Source organism: Pseudomonas sp. NPDC090752, assembly GCF_055584805.1.
The window spans coordinates 369,101-384,515 of sequence record NZ_JBVJLI010000001.1 but is presented as its reverse complement, the minus strand read 5'-3'; the positions used below and the strand labels follow the sequence as shown (position 1 = coordinate 384,515).

The following is a 15,415-nucleotide window of genomic DNA, read 5'->3' as shown; positions in this document are numbered from 1 at the left end:
CTCAACCTGCCAGCAAATCCCAGGACAGCTTGGCGATCAGCACGCACAACAGCATCAGGAACAGCCCGCGCACGAACCCTGCGCCCTTGTGCACGGCCAGCCAGGTGCCGGTCAGCGCGCCGAGCACATTGCACGCCGCCATCGGCAGGGCAATGGCGTACAACACATTGCCGGAAGGCACGAAGAACACCAGGGCCGCCAGGTTGGTAGCGATGTTGACCACTTTGGCCGAGGCTGAGGCATGCAGGAAGTCCAGGGCGAAGAAGCGAATGAACAGGAAGATCAGGAAGCTACCGGTGCCCGGCCCGAATAGACCATCGTAGAAGCCGATAGCCCCACCGATCAGCACGGCCAGGCATTGCTCCTTGCGGCCGATTTTCGCCGGCTTGTGCAAGGTGCCGAAATCCTTCTTGCAGAAGGTGTAAATCGCCATCAGCACGATCAGCACCAGCACCGCCGGCCGCATCACGCTGGGCGGCACCAGCGACACGGTAGCGGCGCCTGCGAACGACATGACGAACGCACTAAGCGCCGCCGGCACGATCAATCCCCAGTCCAGCGTCACCTTGCGGATGAACGAGCGCGCCGCAAAGGCCGTACCGCAGACCGACGCCAGCTTGTTGGTGCCCAACAAGGCCGCTGGTTGCGCGGTGGAAAGCACGTTGAACAGTGCCGGGATCTGAATCAGCCCGCCTCCGCCGACGGCGGCATCGATCAGGCCAGCGGCAAAGGCGAACAGGGAAAGTACGGCAATATCCATCATGAAGCGGTTCCAGACAGCGAAGGCAGACCGCAAGGCTAATCAAAACGCCGCGCTTGTGTTGAAATGCCATATTGCACAAACCGCAACAAGGAGCCTTTCATGGCATTGGACATGCTGCGCGAAATCCAGGCCTTCGTCAGCGTCGCGCACAAGCGCAGCTTCGTCGCCGCCGCCCGCGCCCTCGGCCGCTCGCCCAGCGCCGTGACTCGTGCGGTGCAAACACTGGAAGACAATACCGGATGCAAATTGCTCAACCGCAATGCCAATGCGGTAACCCTCACCGACGCCGGTGAGCGCTTGCTCCCGCACGCCGAACGCTTGCTGGATGTGCAACGTGACGCTGCCGATGAACTGGCCGCGCTCAGTGGCAGCGCGCAAGGCTGGATCCGCTTCGGCGTGCCGCAACTGCTCAGCGAACATGTGCTACCGGGCGTGCTTACGGGATTTTCCCAACGTCACCCGCAGGTGACCCTGGATGTGCAGTACAGCGATGAGGCCCTGGACCCGTTGCTGAGCAAGCTCGATTTCGTGGTGCGGGGCGCCTTCCCACAATCGAGTGAACTGATTGGCTATCCGTTGTGGCGCTACCAGCGCCATGTCTATGCCAGCCCTGCCTACCTGGCCCGCAATGGCACACCTCGACTGCCAGAAGAACTGATGGATCACTCGTTGATCCTGCACACCGCTCCACGCATCCTCAAGGCATGGCATTTCTGCCGCGATGGCCGTATCACCAGCCTGCGCCCTCATCCAAAACTGCGCCTGAGTTCAGGTGATGCGGTGTTTCACAGCACGTTGGCAGGTGCCGGTATCGCTCGCCTGGCTGGCTGGGTCGGTGAAGCACAAGTGAGGGCAGGACGCCTGGTGCGTGTTTGCCCGGATTACCGGTTGACCTCCAGCACTGGACAAGACCCTCAAATGCACGCGGTGTACCCTGCCGGAGAGTTGCCAGTACGGGTACGCGAACTGCTGCTGGCGTTGCGCCAGGCAGGTGAAGCGACTGTTGAACAGCCCGCCTGACGGCTGTTCAAAATCTGCTCAATTTAACAGAAGCCACAAATGGCTTGGCTTGCAGCATTTTATCCACAGACCTACCCACGTTTTTTGTGGACAGATTTCCCCTTGCAAAGAAGGACTTATCGCACGCGCAACAGTGCCGCATTCGCCGCCTTGACCAACTCAATCCATTCAACTGCGCTGATAACACCCGATTGCTCCAGGGCTTCGGCACTGCGCAGCGCAAGATCATATTCGTCCTCGTCGAGGACGTCGGCAGTGAGAAAACGGCTACGCCACTCCAGCATGGCTGAAGTGCCCTTCTTGCATTCCATCTATGTATTGACTCCAAGGCAAATGACTAGGCGCTATGCGACCCATTATGACGCGACCGCGAGAGTACACGAGCAATTTGCACTTGAGAACGACTTGCAGCTACCGCCAGTCCAGCGGTATACCAAATTAGACTGACGAGCAGGTGTGAGATTGGCCCATCTGACGAAGGAGACGGGCCGGAGGGGGGGCGGAACGTCAGCTTGGCGGAATAGTCCCCAGCAGGCCTATCAGAATCGTCAGTAGCAAAAAACCACCCAGAAACAGCGCAAGCTTGCCCATTGGAACCTCTTCAAATGTGGTGTGGGATGAAAAGCATTATGGGCGGTGGGCTGATATGGATACAGATTCAGCTTTGTAGAAAAAAAGCGTATCAGATGACCACTTAGGCCACTGGCTTGTCCTTTCCCATGAGCGGCCGATTTGTATCTGTGTATGTACGAACTGAGACCTGATACACAAAAACGCTTTCTGCAGGGCAACACGACACAACCGCGATACAGCGATGCTATTTACTGGCTTGCACCCAAACAGAGCCGATGGCCAAGCCGAGGAAACACCCATGTACGCCAGCCATGCCCCCGCAATTCGCCGCCCTAAACGTTCCAACCTGTTTGCCTGTGCCCTGCTGCCGCTCGCGCTAATGAGCGCTGGTGCAACCCTGGCAGCACAAATCCAGGCGCCAGCATCCGTAGCGGCTGCAGATGAATTCGGCCCACTGAAACATATCAACGCCGGTGTGCTCGATGTCGCCTATGTTGAACAAGGCCCGGCCGATGGCCCAGTGGTGATTCTTCTGCATGGCTGGCCCTACGACATCCACAGTTTTCAGGAGGTTGCCCCAACCTTGGCCGCTAAAGGCTATCGCGTTCTGGTGCCCTATGTACGCGGCTACGGCGCAACTCGCTTTCTCTCGGCGCAGACGCCTCGCAACGCCCAGCCTTCAGCGCTGGCCAGCGACGTGATCGCCTTCATGGATGCACTGCAGGTAAAACGCGCCGTGCTGGCCGGCTTCGACTGGGGCGCGCGCACTGCCGACATCGTCTCGGCCCTGTGGCCCGAGCGGGTGAAGGCGCTCGTATCGGTCAGTGGCTACCTGATCAGCAGCCAGGAAGCCGCCAAGGCCCCCCTGCCGCCGAGCGCCGAGTTGCAGTGGTGGTACCAGTACTATTTCGCGACCGAGCGCGGCCAGGCGGGCTATGAGAAGGACCGCCATGCCTTCGCCAAACTGATCTGGCAGACCGCCTCGCCAAAGTGGGCGTTCGACGATGTCACGTTCGAACGCAGCGCCAAGGCGCTGGACAACCCTGATCAGGTGGCGATTACCGTGCACAACTATCGCTGGCGCCTGGGGCTGGCGCAGGGCGAGACACGCTACGATCCGCTGGAAGCGAAATTAGCCAAATTCCCCAGCATCAGCGTGCCGACCATTACCCTCGAAGGGGACGCTAATGGTGCGCCGCATCCGCCTGCCCAGGCCTATGCGCAACGGTTCACCGGCAAGTATGAGTACCGGCTCATCGATGGCGGTATCGGGCATAACTTGCCACAAGAGGCGCCGCAGGCATTCGCCCAGGCGGTGGTGGACGCAGATCACTTGTAGGCCCTGGAGGTTTAATTGCTACATCAGGTTTCAGCTCACACCTTCACGGTCCAACTACGGTCGTCAGCGCCCTGCGACCAACCGGCTGGCAAAACTCGAGCAAACTCGGGGGTCAGAGCGGGTCCCGATCTACATGAATAGAAACAGGTGCAACTCAAATTTGTAGGATTTTTTTCCACGCCTAGTGCGAGATATCGTGATCGCATGCCTTCGCTGTATGAAACCTCAGTTTTCGCAGGATTATTGAGCTGCTACGGTCCATTTTCCTACAACGGCACGGAGGCCCTCAGCGTGAGAGACACATGGACCCGTTCAATACTTCTGGCTTGGCACTGCAAAAAAACCTACTCGCATTGCGCAAAGAGCGAGACCGCCTGAAGGCACTGGGCAAGCTTGAGGAGGCGCTGCAGCTTGCGCGACAGATTGCCCAGATCGAGGTAGTCGTTGAGAGGTTACCTCAGGGTGTGAAGCCGCCAACGTTGCAGTAGCGGCTACTCCCTATGCCCGATCAGCATGCAGCCCGAGTGCCGACTCGCTTGGGCATCGCTCCAAGGCATGTCACGGCAAAGGCAATCACCAGCGCCCCAGTTCCCAGCAGGAAGATCAATTGCTGGTTGGAACCGTCCACCAACATCGCGATCAGTGCCGGGGTCACCGCTGCGGCCCCCATCAAAGTGATGCTGACCAGCGGCGTGAGCTTGCCTGTCGGGTCGTTGGTGGTGATCAGTGCCATGTAGTACGACAGCGACAGCACCCAGCCGAAATTAAGCAGCAACAGCGCGACACACAGTTGCATCGGCGTGCGCGTGTGGCCCGTGAGCAGGGCGATGGAGATGAACACCGCCAATAAGCCCACAGCGATCATCAGCTGGCGGCTGATCCGTGCACCGAGCACGCTTGGCAACGCGGCCCCCGGCAAGCCGCCAATGGCCGAGAGGCCGAACGCCCAGCCGATATCGACGCCGCCGATTCCCTGATCACGCGCCAACTGGTCGATGAAGCCCCAGACACAGTAAATGGCGATCTGCATGAACAGCATCCCCACCAGCGCGCTGCGCCCCGTACGTACCGAACCACCTTGGGCCGGCGTACCTTCGCCGCTGTCCGGCAAAGCCATAGGACGACCTGGCAATACCAGACTGGCGACACAGATCAGTAGGTACCACAGACCAAAGGAGCACAAGGCGGTCATGGCGCCACTCTGTGCGGCAAGTAAAGGCAACGCGGCGGAAAACAACGAATACTCCGGCGTCTGCAACAACAACATCAGCCCGAAGGAACGGTCCTGATTGGGCAAGCGCCCCAGCGTCGTCACGGCGTACGCATAGACCAGCCCTGCGCAGGTACCGGCTGCCAGGCGCACGATCAACAGCGTCATGCTGGTGGTGGCAAAGGCAGTGGCAATGCTCAAGGCCACACACAGCACCCCACCCCACAGACACAAGCTGCGCCCGCCATGGCGATTCATCAGCAGCGGACACAGCAAGGTGCCGAGGGTCATGCCGATCATCTCGACCGACACCACCCAGCCCTGCAGGTCGAGTGACAGGCTCAGTCGCTCGGTGATCAATCCCATGAAAATGGGTTGAACTCCACAGACGATGAATGACGTACAGGCAATGAATATGAGGGCGGCACGCACTCGCTTGGAATCGATGATCATGGGCGGACTCCGACACAGCATTTGTTTTTATTGTGGGTGGCGCCCCGACCGGAAAACGCTGCAGCAGGCGGTTGGACGGGGTGCGTGCCCAATGCTGGGCCGAGCGGGTAGGCTTTGAAAGTTAATTATCGGAATCGACCCCAGTGGGCTTTTTAATGCAGGTCCGCATCCATAAATGCACTGCCGTCGATCCTGATAATTAATTTGAGACCTATCCCGATCCTCCCTACCGTGTGACTTCATCCAAGCCTCGAAGAAAAGGCCCTAACATGAACGACCGTGAGTTCATCAACGCCATCGACCCGGATGGCCAGCCCCTGCATATTGCCGTCAAGAACGGACGCATTACCCACATCGGCGCACAGCGCGCCGCCGAAGCGGCGAGCGAGACCATCGACCTGGAAGGCCTGCTGGCTCTGCCAGGCTTCGTCGACGGCCACATCCACCTGGACAAGAGCTTCGTCGGCGACCGTTGGCGCCCGCACCAACCAGTGGCGTCCTTACGTGAGCGCCTGGCTGTGGAAAAACGCGAACTGGCCAGCGCCCCGCCCATCGTCGAGCGCGCCAATGCCCTGATGCGCCAAGCCGCCTCCTTCGGCACGATAGCCATGCGCTGCCATGTAGACGTGGACGCCACCACCGGACTCGCCAACCTGCGCGCCATCCTCGAAGCCCGCGAGCAGTGGAAAGGCCTGCTCGACATCGAGCTGGTCGCCTTCCCACAGGCCGGCGTGATCACCTGCCCCGGTACCGCCGAAGTGATGGAAGCTGCCGTGCGCGAAGGCGTTCAGGTGGTCGGCGGTATTGATCCGACCACCCTGGACGGCGACGCCGAGGCCCAGCTCGACATCGTCTTCGGCATGGCCGACCGGCATGGTGTGAAAGTCGATATCCACCTCCATGAGCCGGGCGACATCTGCATCGCGCAGCTTGAACGTATTGCCGCGCGAACCCAGGCACTGGGGATGCAAGGCCTGGTGGCGGTCAGCCATGCCTACGGCCTTGGTGATGTATCCGAGAGTGTGGTCGACCGCTGCGCCGAGGTACTGGCCCGCGCCGGCATATCCATCATGACCAACGCCCCCGGCGAGCACGCCTTCCCGCCCGTGTTGCGTCTGCGTGCCGGCGGCGTGCGGGTGTTCACCGGCAACGACAACATCCAGGACGCCTGGTGGCCTTACGGCAACGGCGACATGCTGCAACGAGCCATGCTGGTCAGCTACCGCTCGGGGTTCAATACCGACGAAGAATTGCGGGTAGCGCTGGAGATGGCCACCGACGCCGGCGCCGGGGTCATGGGCAAACAGGACTATGGTTTGAAGGTTGGCAACGAAGCGAGCTTCGTGCTGTTCAAGGCGCCGAATGCGGCAGCGGCAGTGGCGGCGGCCATCCATGAGCGAGTGATTGTGCGCCATGGCGCGTTCTGGGGTGGACCTGCACAGTTACACTTGAAAGCGGCGCAGTTCGCCGAAGAATTGCGCCGCTGATCGTTGGCTTAATCCGCCTCTGACCTGAGGATGCCAATCAGGATTTCCGCCAGCGCCTTGACCACCGGATCGGCTGTCGGGCGATGGAAGATCGCGGCCTCGAATACCGTGATTGGCTTGAAGCCCTCCTCCGCCCCCAGTACCCGATGCGCCGCCGTCACCACCCGGTGCGGCAGCAGGCTGACGCCCAACCCATTGGCCACTGCTTCCTGGATCCCCGCAAGGCTCGAACTGGTAAAGCCGATGCGCCAATTACGGCCCATGGCTTCGATGGCACTGATCATGTCGTCACGGTACAGGCCACGCGGCGGGAAGGTCACCAGCGGGATCGGGTCCTGGGCAAAACACGGAAACTGCGCGCTGTCGAGCCAGTCGATGCGCTCCGGCTGGCAGGCTACAGCTTCACGGCTGTGGCGACGCTGCTTGACCAGCACCAGGTCCAGTTCGCCGCGATCATAAGTGCTCATCAGGTCACGACTGAGCCCGCCAGTGATCTCCAGCTTGACCTTGGGGTTCTTTCGGTTGAACGCCGCCAACGCCTGCATCGTCTTGCCTGCGACGAAGTCGTCCGGCAGGCCGATGCGCACGGTGACCGTGATGCCACCCGACATCGCTTCGGTCAGCTGGTTGCTTACCGCTAGCAGGTGGCGTGCGTAGCCCAACAGGGTTTCGCCGGCGTCGGTGGGGTGTACTTCGCGGTTGCTGCGGTCGAGCAATTGCTGGCCAACCATTTCTTCCAGGCGGCGGACCTTCTGGCTGACCGTGGACTGCGTGGAATGCAGGCGCGCGGCGGCGGTGGTGAAGCTGCCGCAGTCGGCCACCATGACCAGCGTGCGGAGCATGTCCAGGTCGTAGATGGGGCGATTGGGTTTGGTGGAGTCTGACATTGGGGGTTCAGTTTTGAATTTTTGGCTGGTGTGCATGATGCCAGAATGTGTCAAATAATCAGATTCCGCCCCTGTCTTGTAGTCCATTTCCCAAACATACTGATGCCGCCTGTTCTCCATTGCGGTTGCTGTACTCGTTGGGCTCGCCTGCACAGCCTTTCAATACTGTAATTTTCGCCTCACGTTGGCGTCAGAAGCAGGTCTTTAAGCTTCAGGGCATCGAAACCACACGATCTCTCAGGATCCAGCCCCGGAGTTTGACATGCGACTGACCAAACTATTTTTTATTGCCGCCCTGGTAGCAGGTGTCAGCGGACACGCCCTCGCAGAGGGTGGGGCTGAGCGCGCCCACAAGTTCAACAAGGCGTTCCGGGAAGATCAGCAACGGCTTTGGAGCGATGAGCAAAAGGAAGCACAAAAGCCGGCTCCACTCGTCCACAAAACAAAGGCGGATTCTAAAAGTCGCTCCTGAGCTACTGCTTTTTGCTTCTCGATGATCAAAGGCGCTGCGGCGCCTTTTTTTCGTTCCCGTACACTCCGTTCGTGACACATCGCATCCAGGAAAACCGCACCACAGGAAGTTTTGCATGCTATCAGTGCTGAAAAATCGAGAATTCAGACATCTCCTCTCGAGACCGTCGCCATGATCTTTGCCATAGGCAGCTACCTTGGTCTCTTCCTGGCTGCATTCGGCGCCGCGACATTACTGCCGATGCAGTCCGAGGCGGTGCTCGTGGGTATGCTGGTGTCAGAGCACTACGCCACCTTGACGCTACTTGCCGTTGCAACCCTGGGTAACGTGCTGGGTTCGCTGGTGAACTGGCTTCTCGGCCGGGGGATTGATCATTACCGGGACCGCCGCTGGTTTCCCGTGGGGCCTGACAAGCTGCAGAAAGCGCAGAACCTGTACCAGCGATATGGCTATTGGTCACTCTTGCTGAGTTGGGTGCCTTTGATAGGCGACCCATTGACGCTGGTCGCGGGGGTGATGAGAGAACCCTTGTGGCGCTTTCTGCTGATTGTGTCGCTGGCCAAAGGTGGCCGATACGCGATTCTTGCGTTTGTGGTACTGGGGAGCATGCCTTGAGTGCCGAAGTTCAGGCTGTGCACGCTGGGGCTCCGCCGGAGGGAAATGTACGTTGTTCTTTGGGAGAGCGGCGAAGGCTAAGATAATGAGGGCAATTAAAAGGGCCCTGTCATGCTGACCATCTCCAATACCGTGCATCTGCCGGATGCCGACATCGAACTAACCTACATCCGCGCGCAAGGCGCGGGTGGGCAGAATGTCAACAAGGTCTCCAGCGCCGTGCACCTGCGCTTCGACATCCCGGCCTCATCGCTGCCCGAGTTTTACAAGGAACGACTGCTGGCGCTGCGTGACAGTCGCATCACCGGCGATGGCGTGTTGATCATCAAGGCCCAGCAGTACCGCACCCAGGAGCAGAACCGTGCTGACGCGCTGGCGCGTCTGGCCGAGTTGATCATCAGTGCGGGCAAGACCGAGAAGAAACGCCGCCCCACCAAGCCGACCCTCGGCTCGAAGACCCGTCGCCTCGACGGAAAAGCCAGGCGGGGCACTGTTAAGGCGGGTCGGGGCAAAGTGGAGTTCTAGGGCTGGTGGTGGAACGCGCCAGGTCACGGGACATCAGACACAAAAAAGCCCTGAAAAATCAGGGCTTTTTCGAAAATGGTGGCGGAAGCGTAGAGATTCGAACTCTAGGATAGTTGCCCATCGACGGTTTTCAAGACCGTTGCCTTAAACCACTCGGCCACGCTTCCAGCTCGTTTTGCGGCCGCCATAATACCGTAATGAAACACGCTGTCAAACTCTCTATGTCGCCGGTTGCAGGAGCTCTGATAGACTCCTAGCATCTGAACGTTCCAAAACCACAGGTTTACCAAGGAGTGTCGCCATGCGCGAACAGGATTACGCCGTACACAACGGCCAGCAGGTCGAGCAGCGCGAGGTCAGCAAAGTCCTGCGCAATACCTACAGCCTGCTGGCACTCACCCTTGCCTTCAGTGGTGTCATGGCTTTCGTTGCCCAGCAGATGCGCGTCGGCTATCCGAACGTATTCGTCGTGCTGATCGGCTTCTACGGCCTGTTCTTCCTTACCGCCAAACTGCGTGATTCGGTCTGGGGCCTGGTGTCCACCTTCGCCCTCACCGGCTTCATGGGCTTCATTCTCGGCCCGATCCTTAACCGTTACCTGGGTATGAGCGGTGGCGCCGAAGTCGTCAGCTCGGCCTTCGCCATGACCGCCCTGGTGTTCGGCGGCTTGTCGGCGTACGTGCTGATCTCCCGCAAGGACATGAGCTTCCTCAGCGGCTTCATCACCGCCGGCTTCTTTGTCCTGCTGGGTGCGGTCGTGGCAAGCTTCTTCTTCCAGATCAGCGGCCTGCAACTGGCGATCAGCGCTGGCTTCGTGCTGTTCTCCTCGGTCTGCATCCTGTTCCAGACCAGCGCGATCATTCACGGCGGTGAGCGTAACTACATCATGGCGACCATCAGCCTGTATGTATCGATCTACAACCTGTTCGTCAGCCTGCTGCAGCTGTTCGGCATCATGGGCCGCGACGACTGATCCTGATCGGTTGCCCGCACCACGAAAGCCCGCTTCGGCGGGCTTTTTTGTGCCTAAAGGCTGACTTAAAAGTCAGCTTGTTCAGCGATAAACCCGCGATCGTGCGGGCATCGTGCTTGCCACTACCCCTATTGCGCTCCACCCCGTAGAATGCGCTCCTTTTTTCTTCCGGGGCAGCTTCACCGATGAGCTCACACGAACACAGCCCAGGCGCGGATGCGCCTGCCAATGAACTGGTGCTTGGCCTTGAGGACAAGCCACGGCTGCTGATCGGCCTGCTGGCGGCACTGCAGCACTTGCTGGCGATAATCGTGCCAATCGTTACTCCAGGTTTGCTGATCTGTCAGGCGCTGGGCGTTTCGGCGCGGGACACCAACCTGATCGTGTCGATGTCGCTGGTCATCTCGGGCATTGCCACCTTCGTGCAGTGCAAACGCTTCGGTCCATTTGGCGCCGGGCTGCTGATCGTGCAAGGCACCAGTTTCAACTTCGTCGGGCCGCTGATTGCCGGTGGCGCGTTGATGGTCAAGCAGGGCACGCCGGTTGAAAGCGTGATGGCAGCGATCTTTGGCGTGGTGATCGCCGGTTCGTTCGTCGAGATGGGCGTGTCGCGCATCCTGCCGTTCGTCAAACGTCTGATTACGCCGCTGGTAACCGGCATCGTGGTGCTGATGATCGGCCTGACCTTGATCAAGGTCGGCCTGATCAGCATGGGCGGTGGCTTCGGCGCTATGGCCAATGGCACCTTCGCCAATGGCGAGAACCTGCTGCTGTCGGGCGTGGTGCTGGCAATCATCGTTATCCTCAACCGCATCCCTGTGGTGTGGATGCGCAGCTGCGCCATCGTCATCGCCCTGGCGGTGGGTTACGCCCTGGCGGGATACCTCGGCCGCCTGGACTTTACCGGTATGCATGACGCCGCGCTGTTCCAGGTGCCGACGCCACTGCACTTCGGCCTTGGATTCTCCTGGGCACTGTTCATCCCGATGCTGGTGATCTACCTGGTCACCTCACTGGAAGCCATCGGCGATGTCACTGCCACCAGCAAGGTCTCGCGCCAGCCGGTCGAAGGCCCGGTGTGGATGCAGCGGATCAAGGGCGGCGTACTGGTCAATGGCGCCAACTCCCTGCTGGCCGGCCTGTTCAATACCTTCCCAAGCTCAATCTTTGCCCAGAACAACGGCGTGATTCAGCTGACCGGCATTGCCAGCCGTCATATCGGTATCTGGATTGCCATTATGCTGGTGGTCCTGGGCCTGTTCCCGAGCGTTGCCGGCGTGATTCAAGCGGTGCCTGAACCCGTACTGGGGGGCGCGGCCATGGTCATGTTCGGTGCCGTCGCCGCCTCGGGCATCAACATCCTGGCAAGCACCCGCCTGGACCGCCGTGCGCTGCTGATTATCGCGGTGTCGCTGGCATTGGGCCTGGGAGTGGCCCAGGTGCCGGAGTTCCTGGCACACATGCCGGCGGCCATCCGCAACGTGCTGGAGTCCGGTGTAGCCACCGGCGGCATCTGCGCCCTGGTGCTGAATTGGTTCCTGCCGGAGAGCAAGGAACACGCCTGACGGCCCGGCCCCAGTCAAAAAGCCCGCGCCCACCCGTGCGGGCTTTTTGCTTTATCATGGCGGCATTCCTTTGCACGAGTTGTCCATGAAATTCGCACTCGCGGTTTTTTCCCCGGCCCATGCGCCCTCCTCGCGGCGCGCCCTGCGCTTCGCCGAGGCGGTGCTGGCCGACGGGCATGAGATTGCCCGGCTGTTCTTCTATCAGGACGGCGTTCACAGCGCTTCGGCCAACGTGGTCGCACCCCAGGATGAACAGGATATCGCCGCCCAGTGGCGCGCCTTTATCGACAGCCAGCAACTCGACGCCGTGGTCTGCATTGCTGCAGCCCTGCGTCGCGGCGTGCTCGACGAAGCCGAAGCCAATCGCTACCAGCGCCCAGCGGTAAACCTGCCCGAGCCGTGGGAGCTGTCAGGTCTGGGCCAACTGCATGAAGCGGCACAACTGGCCGACCGCCTGGTCTGCTTTGGAGGCGATTGAAATGGCCAAGTCCCTGTTGATCATTAGCCGCCAGGCACCCTGGAACGGCCCATCGGCGCGCGAGGCCCTGGACATCGCCCTGGCTGGCGGTGCCTTCGACCTCCCGCTGGGCATGCTGTTTCTCGATGACGGCGTATTCCAACTTGCGCCAGGCCAGCAACCTGCGGCGCTGCAACAAAAGAACCTTGCTGCCAACCTGCAGGCCCTGCCAATGTTCGGCGTCGAGGAACTGTTCGCCTGCAAGCATAGCCTGTCTATCCGTGGGCTGGCTGCAGATACGCTGGAAATGCCGGTAGACGTGCTGGACGATACCGCGCTGAAGGCACTGATTGCCCGCTTTGACCAGGTAGTGACTCTCTGATGCCAACTTTGCATGTGATATCCCACTCTCCCTTTGGTGACGACCGCCTGAACAGCTGCCTGCGCCTGCTCGACAGCGAAGATGCGTTGCTCCTGTGCGGCGATGCGGTCTATGCCCTGCGCGACGGCAGCGAGACGCAGCGCCTGCTGCAATCGGCCGGGCTGGGCCAGCGCCTGTTCGCGCTCGACGAAGACCTGCAGGCACGCGCCATCACCAGCGAACTGGCCAAGGCCGTGGACTATCAGGCGTTCGTCACGTTGTCGCTGCACTACGACAAGGTCAACAGCTGGCTATGACCATCCTTACGGTAGACAACCAGGCGATCGCCCTGGATAAAGACGGTTTTCTGGTCGACCTGCAAGACTGGTCCCACGCCGTCGCCGAAGCGCTGGCCGAGCGGGAAAGCATCCCGCTGACCGCCGACCACTGGGAGATCCTCGAACTGCTGCGCCAGTTCTACGAGGAGTACCAACTGTCCCCGGCCACACGCCCGCTGATCAAATACACCGCGCTCAAGCTGGGCGCGGAAAAGGGCAACAGCCCGCACCTGAACCGCCTGTTCAACGGCACCCCCGCCAAACTTGCCGCCAAGCTGGCGGGCCTGCCCAAACCGACCAATTGCATATGACCGAAGCTCGCCCGCTGACCCTGGAAACCCCGGCCGAACACCCGTTCGCCGAATTCGTGCGCATCCTTGGCAAAGGCAAGCGCGGCGCCCGCGGCCTGACCCGCGATGAAGCCCGCGCAGCCATGACGTTGCTGCTGGAAGGTAAGGTCGAAGACACCCAACTGGGCGCCTTCCTCATGCTGTTGCGACACAAGGAAGAGAGCGCCGAGGAGCTGGCCGGCTTCACCGAAGCCCTGCGCGCCCACCTGCAAGCCCCGCGCATCGCCGTCGACCTGGACTGGCCAAGCTACGCCGGCAAGAAACGCCACCTGCCCTGGTACCTGTTGGCCGCCAAGTGCCTGGCCGACAACGGCGTGCGCATCCTGCTGCACGGAGGCGGCGCCCACACCGCTGGGCGCATGTACACCGAGCAACTGTTGGCGCTGCTGGAGATTCCACTGTGCCGCGACTGGGATGCCGTCGAGCAAGCCCTGGACCAGCAGCGCCTGGCGTTCTTCCCATTGCAGGACTGGGCGCCGCAACTGCAGCGGATGATCGACCTGCGCAACACCCTCGGCCTGCGCTCGCCGATCCACTCGTTGGCCCGGGTACTCAACCCTCTGAGCGCACGCTGCGGCCTGCAGAGCATCTTCCACCCTGGCTATCAGGCCGTGCACCGCGAAGCCAGCCGACTGCTCGGCGATCACGTTGTGGTGATCAAAGGCGATGGCGGCGAAATCGAAGTCAACCCGGACGTTATCAGCCACCTGTATGGCACCAGTGCCGGTGAAGCCTGGGACGAGGAATGGCCGGCCCTGAGCGAAAGGCGACATGTGAAGCCGGCGAGCTTGCAGCCCGAGCAGCTGCTGTCGGTTTGGCGGGGTGAAGCTGCAGACACCTACGGTGAGATGGCCGTGGTGGCGACCATGGCCTTGGCACTGCGGGGCTTGGGCCAAGACCGCGATCAGGCGTTCGCTACCGCACGCGGTTACTGGGGCGCTCGAAACCAATCGAATAAGTAGATTATTACCCCGCAGTCTTTGCGCTATTTATTCGAACGCTTTTCCCTAGACTGGGCTCCAACGACAAACAACTTTGTTCCGAGGAGCTCACCATGGGCCTTTTGATCGACGGCCGCTGGCATGACCAGTGGTACGAAAACGGCAAGGATGGCGCCTTTAAGCGCGAGAACGCCCAACGCCGCAATCAGCTGCCCGCCCCTGAAGCCGGTCGCTACCATCTGTATGTCTCGCTGGCCTGCCCATGGGCGCACCGCACCCTGATCGTCCGCGCGCTCAAAGGACTGGAGTCACTGATCGATGTGTCGGTGGTGAGCTGGCTGATGCAGGAAAACGGCTGGACCTTCGACCAGCAGCAGGGCTCCACTGGCGACCACCTCGACGCCCTCGATTTCATGCACCAGCGCTACACCCAGGATGACCCACATTACACCGGCCGAGTGACCGTACCCGTGCTGTGGGACAAGAAAGAGAAACGCATCGTCAACAACGAATCGTCAGAGATCATCCGCATCTTCAACAGCGCCTTCGACGAGCTGACGGGCAATACGCTGGACCTGTACCCCGAGCCGCTGCGCCCAACCATCGACGCACTCAATGCACGCATCTACCCGGCCGTGAACAACGGCGTATACCGTGCAGGCTTCGCCACCACCCAGGAAGCCTACGAGGCTGCCTTCGATGACGTGTTCAACGAGCTGGATGATCTGGAAGAGCTGCTGAGCCGCAACCGCTACTTGGCGGGCGAGTACCTGACCGAGGCCGATGTGCGCCTGTTCACTACGCTGGTGCGCTTCGACGCGGTGTATCACGGCCACTTCAAGTGCAACCTGCGCCGACTGAGCGACTACCCAAACCTGTCCAACTGGCTGCGTGAGCTGTACCAATGGCCGGGCGTGGCGCAGACCGTGAACATGGAGCACATCCAGAAGCACTATTACATGAGCCACAAGACCATCAACCCCACCGGTATCGTGCCCAAGGGGCCGTTGCAGGACTTCAATCTGCCGCATGATCGGGAACGGTTGGCGGGTAAAGGGATCTGGAGCTGAAAATGAAAAGGGCCGC

At 60.6% G+C, this 15,415-nt stretch carries 19 protein-coding genes and 1 tRNA gene; 15 read left to right on the top strand and 5 right to left on the bottom strand.

Annotation, left to right across the window (positions count from 1 at the left end):
- Position 1: 1 nt before the first annotated feature.
- The gene (locus ACZ6YA_RS01545; RefSeq protein WP_465894995.1) at positions 2-763 is read right to left on the bottom strand and encodes a sulfite exporter TauE/SafE family protein; all 762 of its coding nucleotides are present in this window, start codon (positions 761-763) and stop codon (positions 2-4) included.
- 99 nt (positions 764-862) lie between these two features.
- On the opposite strand from ACZ6YA_RS01545, the gene ACZ6YA_RS01540 reads away from it, so the two are divergent.
- A complete protein-coding gene (locus ACZ6YA_RS01540; protein WP_465894994.1) occupies positions 863-1,783 on the top strand; it encodes a LysR family transcriptional regulator in 921 nt (306 codons plus the stop codon).
- Positions 1,784-1,899: 116 nt separating this feature from the next.
- Here ACZ6YA_RS01540 and ACZ6YA_RS01535 read toward each other — a convergent pair whose 3' ends face one another.
- Positions 1,900-2,094: a hypothetical protein gene (locus tag ACZ6YA_RS01535; protein ID WP_465894993.1), complete on the bottom strand. Its 195-nt coding sequence runs from the start codon at positions 2,092-2,094 to the stop codon at positions 1,900-1,902.
- Positions 2,095-2,654: 560 nt separating this feature from the next.
- Between ACZ6YA_RS01535 and ACZ6YA_RS01530 the strand changes: the two genes are divergently transcribed.
- Positions 2,655-3,695, top strand: coding sequence for an alpha/beta fold hydrolase (locus ACZ6YA_RS01530; RefSeq protein ID WP_465894991.1), 1,041 nt, complete (start codon positions 2,655-2,657; stop codon positions 3,693-3,695).
- 302 nt (positions 3,696-3,997) lie between these two features.
- Complete coding sequence (locus ACZ6YA_RS01525; RefSeq protein ID WP_465894989.1) at positions 3,998-4,183, top strand: hypothetical protein; 186 nt, start codon at positions 3,998-4,000, stop codon at positions 4,181-4,183.
- 20 nt (positions 4,184-4,203) lie between these two features.
- On the opposite strand, the gene ACZ6YA_RS01520 is transcribed toward ACZ6YA_RS01525, so the two are convergent.
- Positions 4,204-5,358 (bottom strand): MFS transporter, encoded by a 1,155-nt coding sequence (locus tag ACZ6YA_RS01520; protein WP_465894988.1) that lies wholly within the window; start codon positions 5,356-5,358, stop codon positions 4,204-4,206.
- A gap of 269 nt (positions 5,359-5,627) precedes the next feature.
- Between ACZ6YA_RS01520 and ACZ6YA_RS01515 the strand changes: the two genes are divergently transcribed.
- On the top strand, positions 5,628-6,845 hold the full coding sequence (locus tag ACZ6YA_RS01515; protein WP_465894987.1) for an amidohydrolase family protein: 1,218 nt from the start codon (positions 5,628-5,630) through the stop codon (positions 6,843-6,845).
- A gap of 8 nt (positions 6,846-6,853) precedes the next feature.
- Here ACZ6YA_RS01515 and ACZ6YA_RS01510 read toward each other — a convergent pair whose 3' ends face one another.
- Positions 6,854-7,732, bottom strand: a complete 879-nt coding sequence (locus ACZ6YA_RS01510) for a LysR substrate-binding domain-containing protein (RefSeq protein ID WP_465894986.1) — start codon at positions 7,730-7,732, stop codon at positions 6,854-6,856.
- A gap of 262 nt (positions 7,733-7,994) precedes the next feature.
- Between ACZ6YA_RS01510 and ACZ6YA_RS01505 the strand changes: the two genes are divergently transcribed.
- The 3 genes from ACZ6YA_RS01505 (at position 7,995) to arfB (ending at position 9,344) form a co-directional block, all read left to right on the top strand.
- Positions 7,995-8,204: a hypothetical protein gene (locus tag ACZ6YA_RS01505; protein WP_465894985.1), complete on the top strand. Its 210-nt coding sequence runs from the start codon at positions 7,995-7,997 to the stop codon at positions 8,202-8,204.
- Between the two features lie 171 nt (positions 8,205-8,375).
- Positions 8,376-8,819, top strand: coding sequence for a YqaA family protein (locus ACZ6YA_RS01500; RefSeq protein ID WP_465894983.1), 444 nt, complete (start codon positions 8,376-8,378; stop codon positions 8,817-8,819).
- Between the two features lie 111 nt (positions 8,820-8,930).
- Entirely contained in the window at positions 8,931-9,344 is a 414-nt protein-coding gene (gene arfB, locus ACZ6YA_RS01495; RefSeq protein ID WP_465894982.1) for an alternative ribosome rescue aminoacyl-tRNA hydrolase ArfB, read from the top strand.
- Positions 9,345-9,423: 79 nt separating this feature from the next.
- Here arfB and ACZ6YA_RS01490 read toward each other — a convergent pair.
- A tRNA-Ser gene (locus ACZ6YA_RS01490) sits at positions 9,424-9,511 on the bottom strand.
- A 134-nt stretch (positions 9,512-9,645) separates the two neighbouring features.
- Between ACZ6YA_RS01490 and ACZ6YA_RS01485 the strand changes: the two genes are divergently transcribed.
- The 8 genes from ACZ6YA_RS01485 to ACZ6YA_RS01450 all read left to right on the top strand — a co-directional run bounded on the left by ACZ6YA_RS01485 (position 9,646) and on the right by ACZ6YA_RS01450 (position 15,399).
- On the top strand, positions 9,646-10,317 hold the full coding sequence (locus tag ACZ6YA_RS01485; RefSeq protein WP_400794346.1) for a Bax inhibitor-1/YccA family protein: 672 nt from the start codon (positions 9,646-9,648) through the stop codon (positions 10,315-10,317).
- Positions 10,318-10,502: 185 nt separating this feature from the next.
- Entirely contained in the window at positions 10,503-11,882 is a 1,380-nt protein-coding gene (locus ACZ6YA_RS01480) for a nucleobase:cation symporter-2 family protein (protein WP_465894981.1), read from the top strand.
- An 85-nt stretch (positions 11,883-11,967) separates the two neighbouring features.
- On the top strand, positions 11,968-12,360 hold the full coding sequence (gene tusD, locus ACZ6YA_RS01475; RefSeq protein ID WP_465894980.1) for a sulfurtransferase complex subunit TusD: 393 nt from the start codon (positions 11,968-11,970) through the stop codon (positions 12,358-12,360).
- A 1-nt stretch (position 12,361) separates the two neighbouring features.
- On the top strand, positions 12,362-12,721 hold the full coding sequence (gene tusC / locus ACZ6YA_RS01470) for a sulfurtransferase complex subunit TusC (protein WP_465894979.1): 360 nt from the start codon (positions 12,362-12,364) through the stop codon (positions 12,719-12,721).
- Complete coding sequence (tusB, locus tag ACZ6YA_RS01465; protein ID WP_465894978.1) at positions 12,721-13,017, top strand: sulfurtransferase complex subunit TusB; 297 nt, start codon at positions 12,721-12,723, stop codon at positions 13,015-13,017. The genes tusC and tusB overlap by 1 nt, the downstream gene beginning before the upstream one ends.
- Positions 13,014-13,349 (top strand): TusE/DsrC/DsvC family sulfur relay protein, encoded by a 336-nt coding sequence (locus ACZ6YA_RS01460; RefSeq protein ID WP_465894977.1) that lies wholly within the window; start codon positions 13,014-13,016, stop codon positions 13,347-13,349. Before tusB ends, ACZ6YA_RS01460 begins: the two co-directional genes overlap by 4 nt.
- Positions 13,346-14,350 carry a glycosyl transferase family protein gene (locus tag ACZ6YA_RS01455; protein WP_465894976.1) on the top strand — a complete coding sequence of 335 codons (1,005 nt, stop codon included), beginning with the start codon at positions 13,346-13,348 and terminating at the stop codon, positions 14,348-14,350. The genes ACZ6YA_RS01460 and ACZ6YA_RS01455 overlap by 4 nt, the downstream gene beginning before the upstream one ends.
- 92 nt (positions 14,351-14,442) lie before the next feature.
- Positions 14,443-15,399, top strand: coding sequence for a glutathione S-transferase family protein (locus ACZ6YA_RS01450; RefSeq protein WP_465894975.1), 957 nt, complete (start codon positions 14,443-14,445; stop codon positions 15,397-15,399).
- Positions 15,400-15,415 lie beyond the last annotated feature (16 nt).

Bases quoted from the DNA above. Each gene is read 5' to 3' on its own strand.
- ACZ6YA_RS01460 (WP_465894977.1), top strand. From the start codon at position 13,014: ATGACCATCCTTACGGTAGACAACCAGGCGATCGCCCTGGATAAAGAC.
- ACZ6YA_RS01535 (WP_465894993.1), bottom strand. From the start codon at position 2,094: ATGGAATGCAAGAAGGGCACTTCAGCCATGCTGGAGTGGCGTAGCCGT.
- ACZ6YA_RS01530 (WP_465894991.1), top strand. From the start codon at position 2,655: ATGTACGCCAGCCATGCCCCCGCAATTCGCCGCCCTAAACGTTCCAAC.
- ACZ6YA_RS01510 (WP_465894986.1), bottom strand. From the start codon at position 7,732: ATGTCAGACTCCACCAAACCCAATCGCCCCATCTACGACCTGGACATG.
- ACZ6YA_RS01485 (WP_400794346.1), top strand. From the start codon at position 9,646: ATGCGCGAACAGGATTACGCCGTACACAACGGCCAGCAGGTCGAGCAG.
- ACZ6YA_RS01515 (WP_465894987.1), top strand. From the start codon at position 5,628: ATGAACGACCGTGAGTTCATCAACGCCATCGACCCGGATGGCCAGCCC.
- tusB (WP_465894978.1), top strand. From the start codon at position 12,721: ATGCCAACTTTGCATGTGATATCCCACTCTCCCTTTGGTGACGACCGC.
- ACZ6YA_RS01480 (WP_465894981.1), top strand. From the start codon at position 10,503: ATGAGCTCACACGAACACAGCCCAGGCGCGGATGCGCCTGCCAATGAA.
- ACZ6YA_RS01450 (WP_465894975.1), top strand. From the start codon at position 14,443: ATGGGCCTTTTGATCGACGGCCGCTGGCATGACCAGTGGTACGAAAAC.
- ACZ6YA_RS01540 (WP_465894994.1), top strand. From the start codon at position 863: ATGGCATTGGACATGCTGCGCGAAATCCAGGCCTTCGTCAGCGTCGCG.
- ACZ6YA_RS01520 (WP_465894988.1), bottom strand. From the start codon at position 5,358: ATGATCATCGATTCCAAGCGAGTGCGTGCCGCCCTCATATTCATTGCC.
- tusD (WP_465894980.1), top strand. From the start codon at position 11,968: ATGAAATTCGCACTCGCGGTTTTTTCCCCGGCCCATGCGCCCTCCTCG.
- tusC (WP_465894979.1), top strand. From the start codon at position 12,362: ATGGCCAAGTCCCTGTTGATCATTAGCCGCCAGGCACCCTGGAACGGC.
- ACZ6YA_RS01505 (WP_465894985.1), top strand. From the start codon at position 7,995: ATGCGACTGACCAAACTATTTTTTATTGCCGCCCTGGTAGCAGGTGTC.
- ACZ6YA_RS01545 (WP_465894995.1), bottom strand. From the start codon at position 763: ATGATGGATATTGCCGTACTTTCCCTGTTCGCCTTTGCCGCTGGCCTG.
- arfB (WP_465894982.1), top strand. From the start codon at position 8,931: ATGCTGACCATCTCCAATACCGTGCATCTGCCGGATGCCGACATCGAA.
- ACZ6YA_RS01500 (WP_465894983.1), top strand. From the start codon at position 8,376: ATGATCTTTGCCATAGGCAGCTACCTTGGTCTCTTCCTGGCTGCATTC.
- ACZ6YA_RS01525 (WP_465894989.1), top strand. From the start codon at position 3,998: ATGGACCCGTTCAATACTTCTGGCTTGGCACTGCAAAAAAACCTACTC.
- ACZ6YA_RS01455 (WP_465894976.1), top strand. From the start codon at position 13,346: ATGACCGAAGCTCGCCCGCTGACCCTGGAAACCCCGGCCGAACACCCG.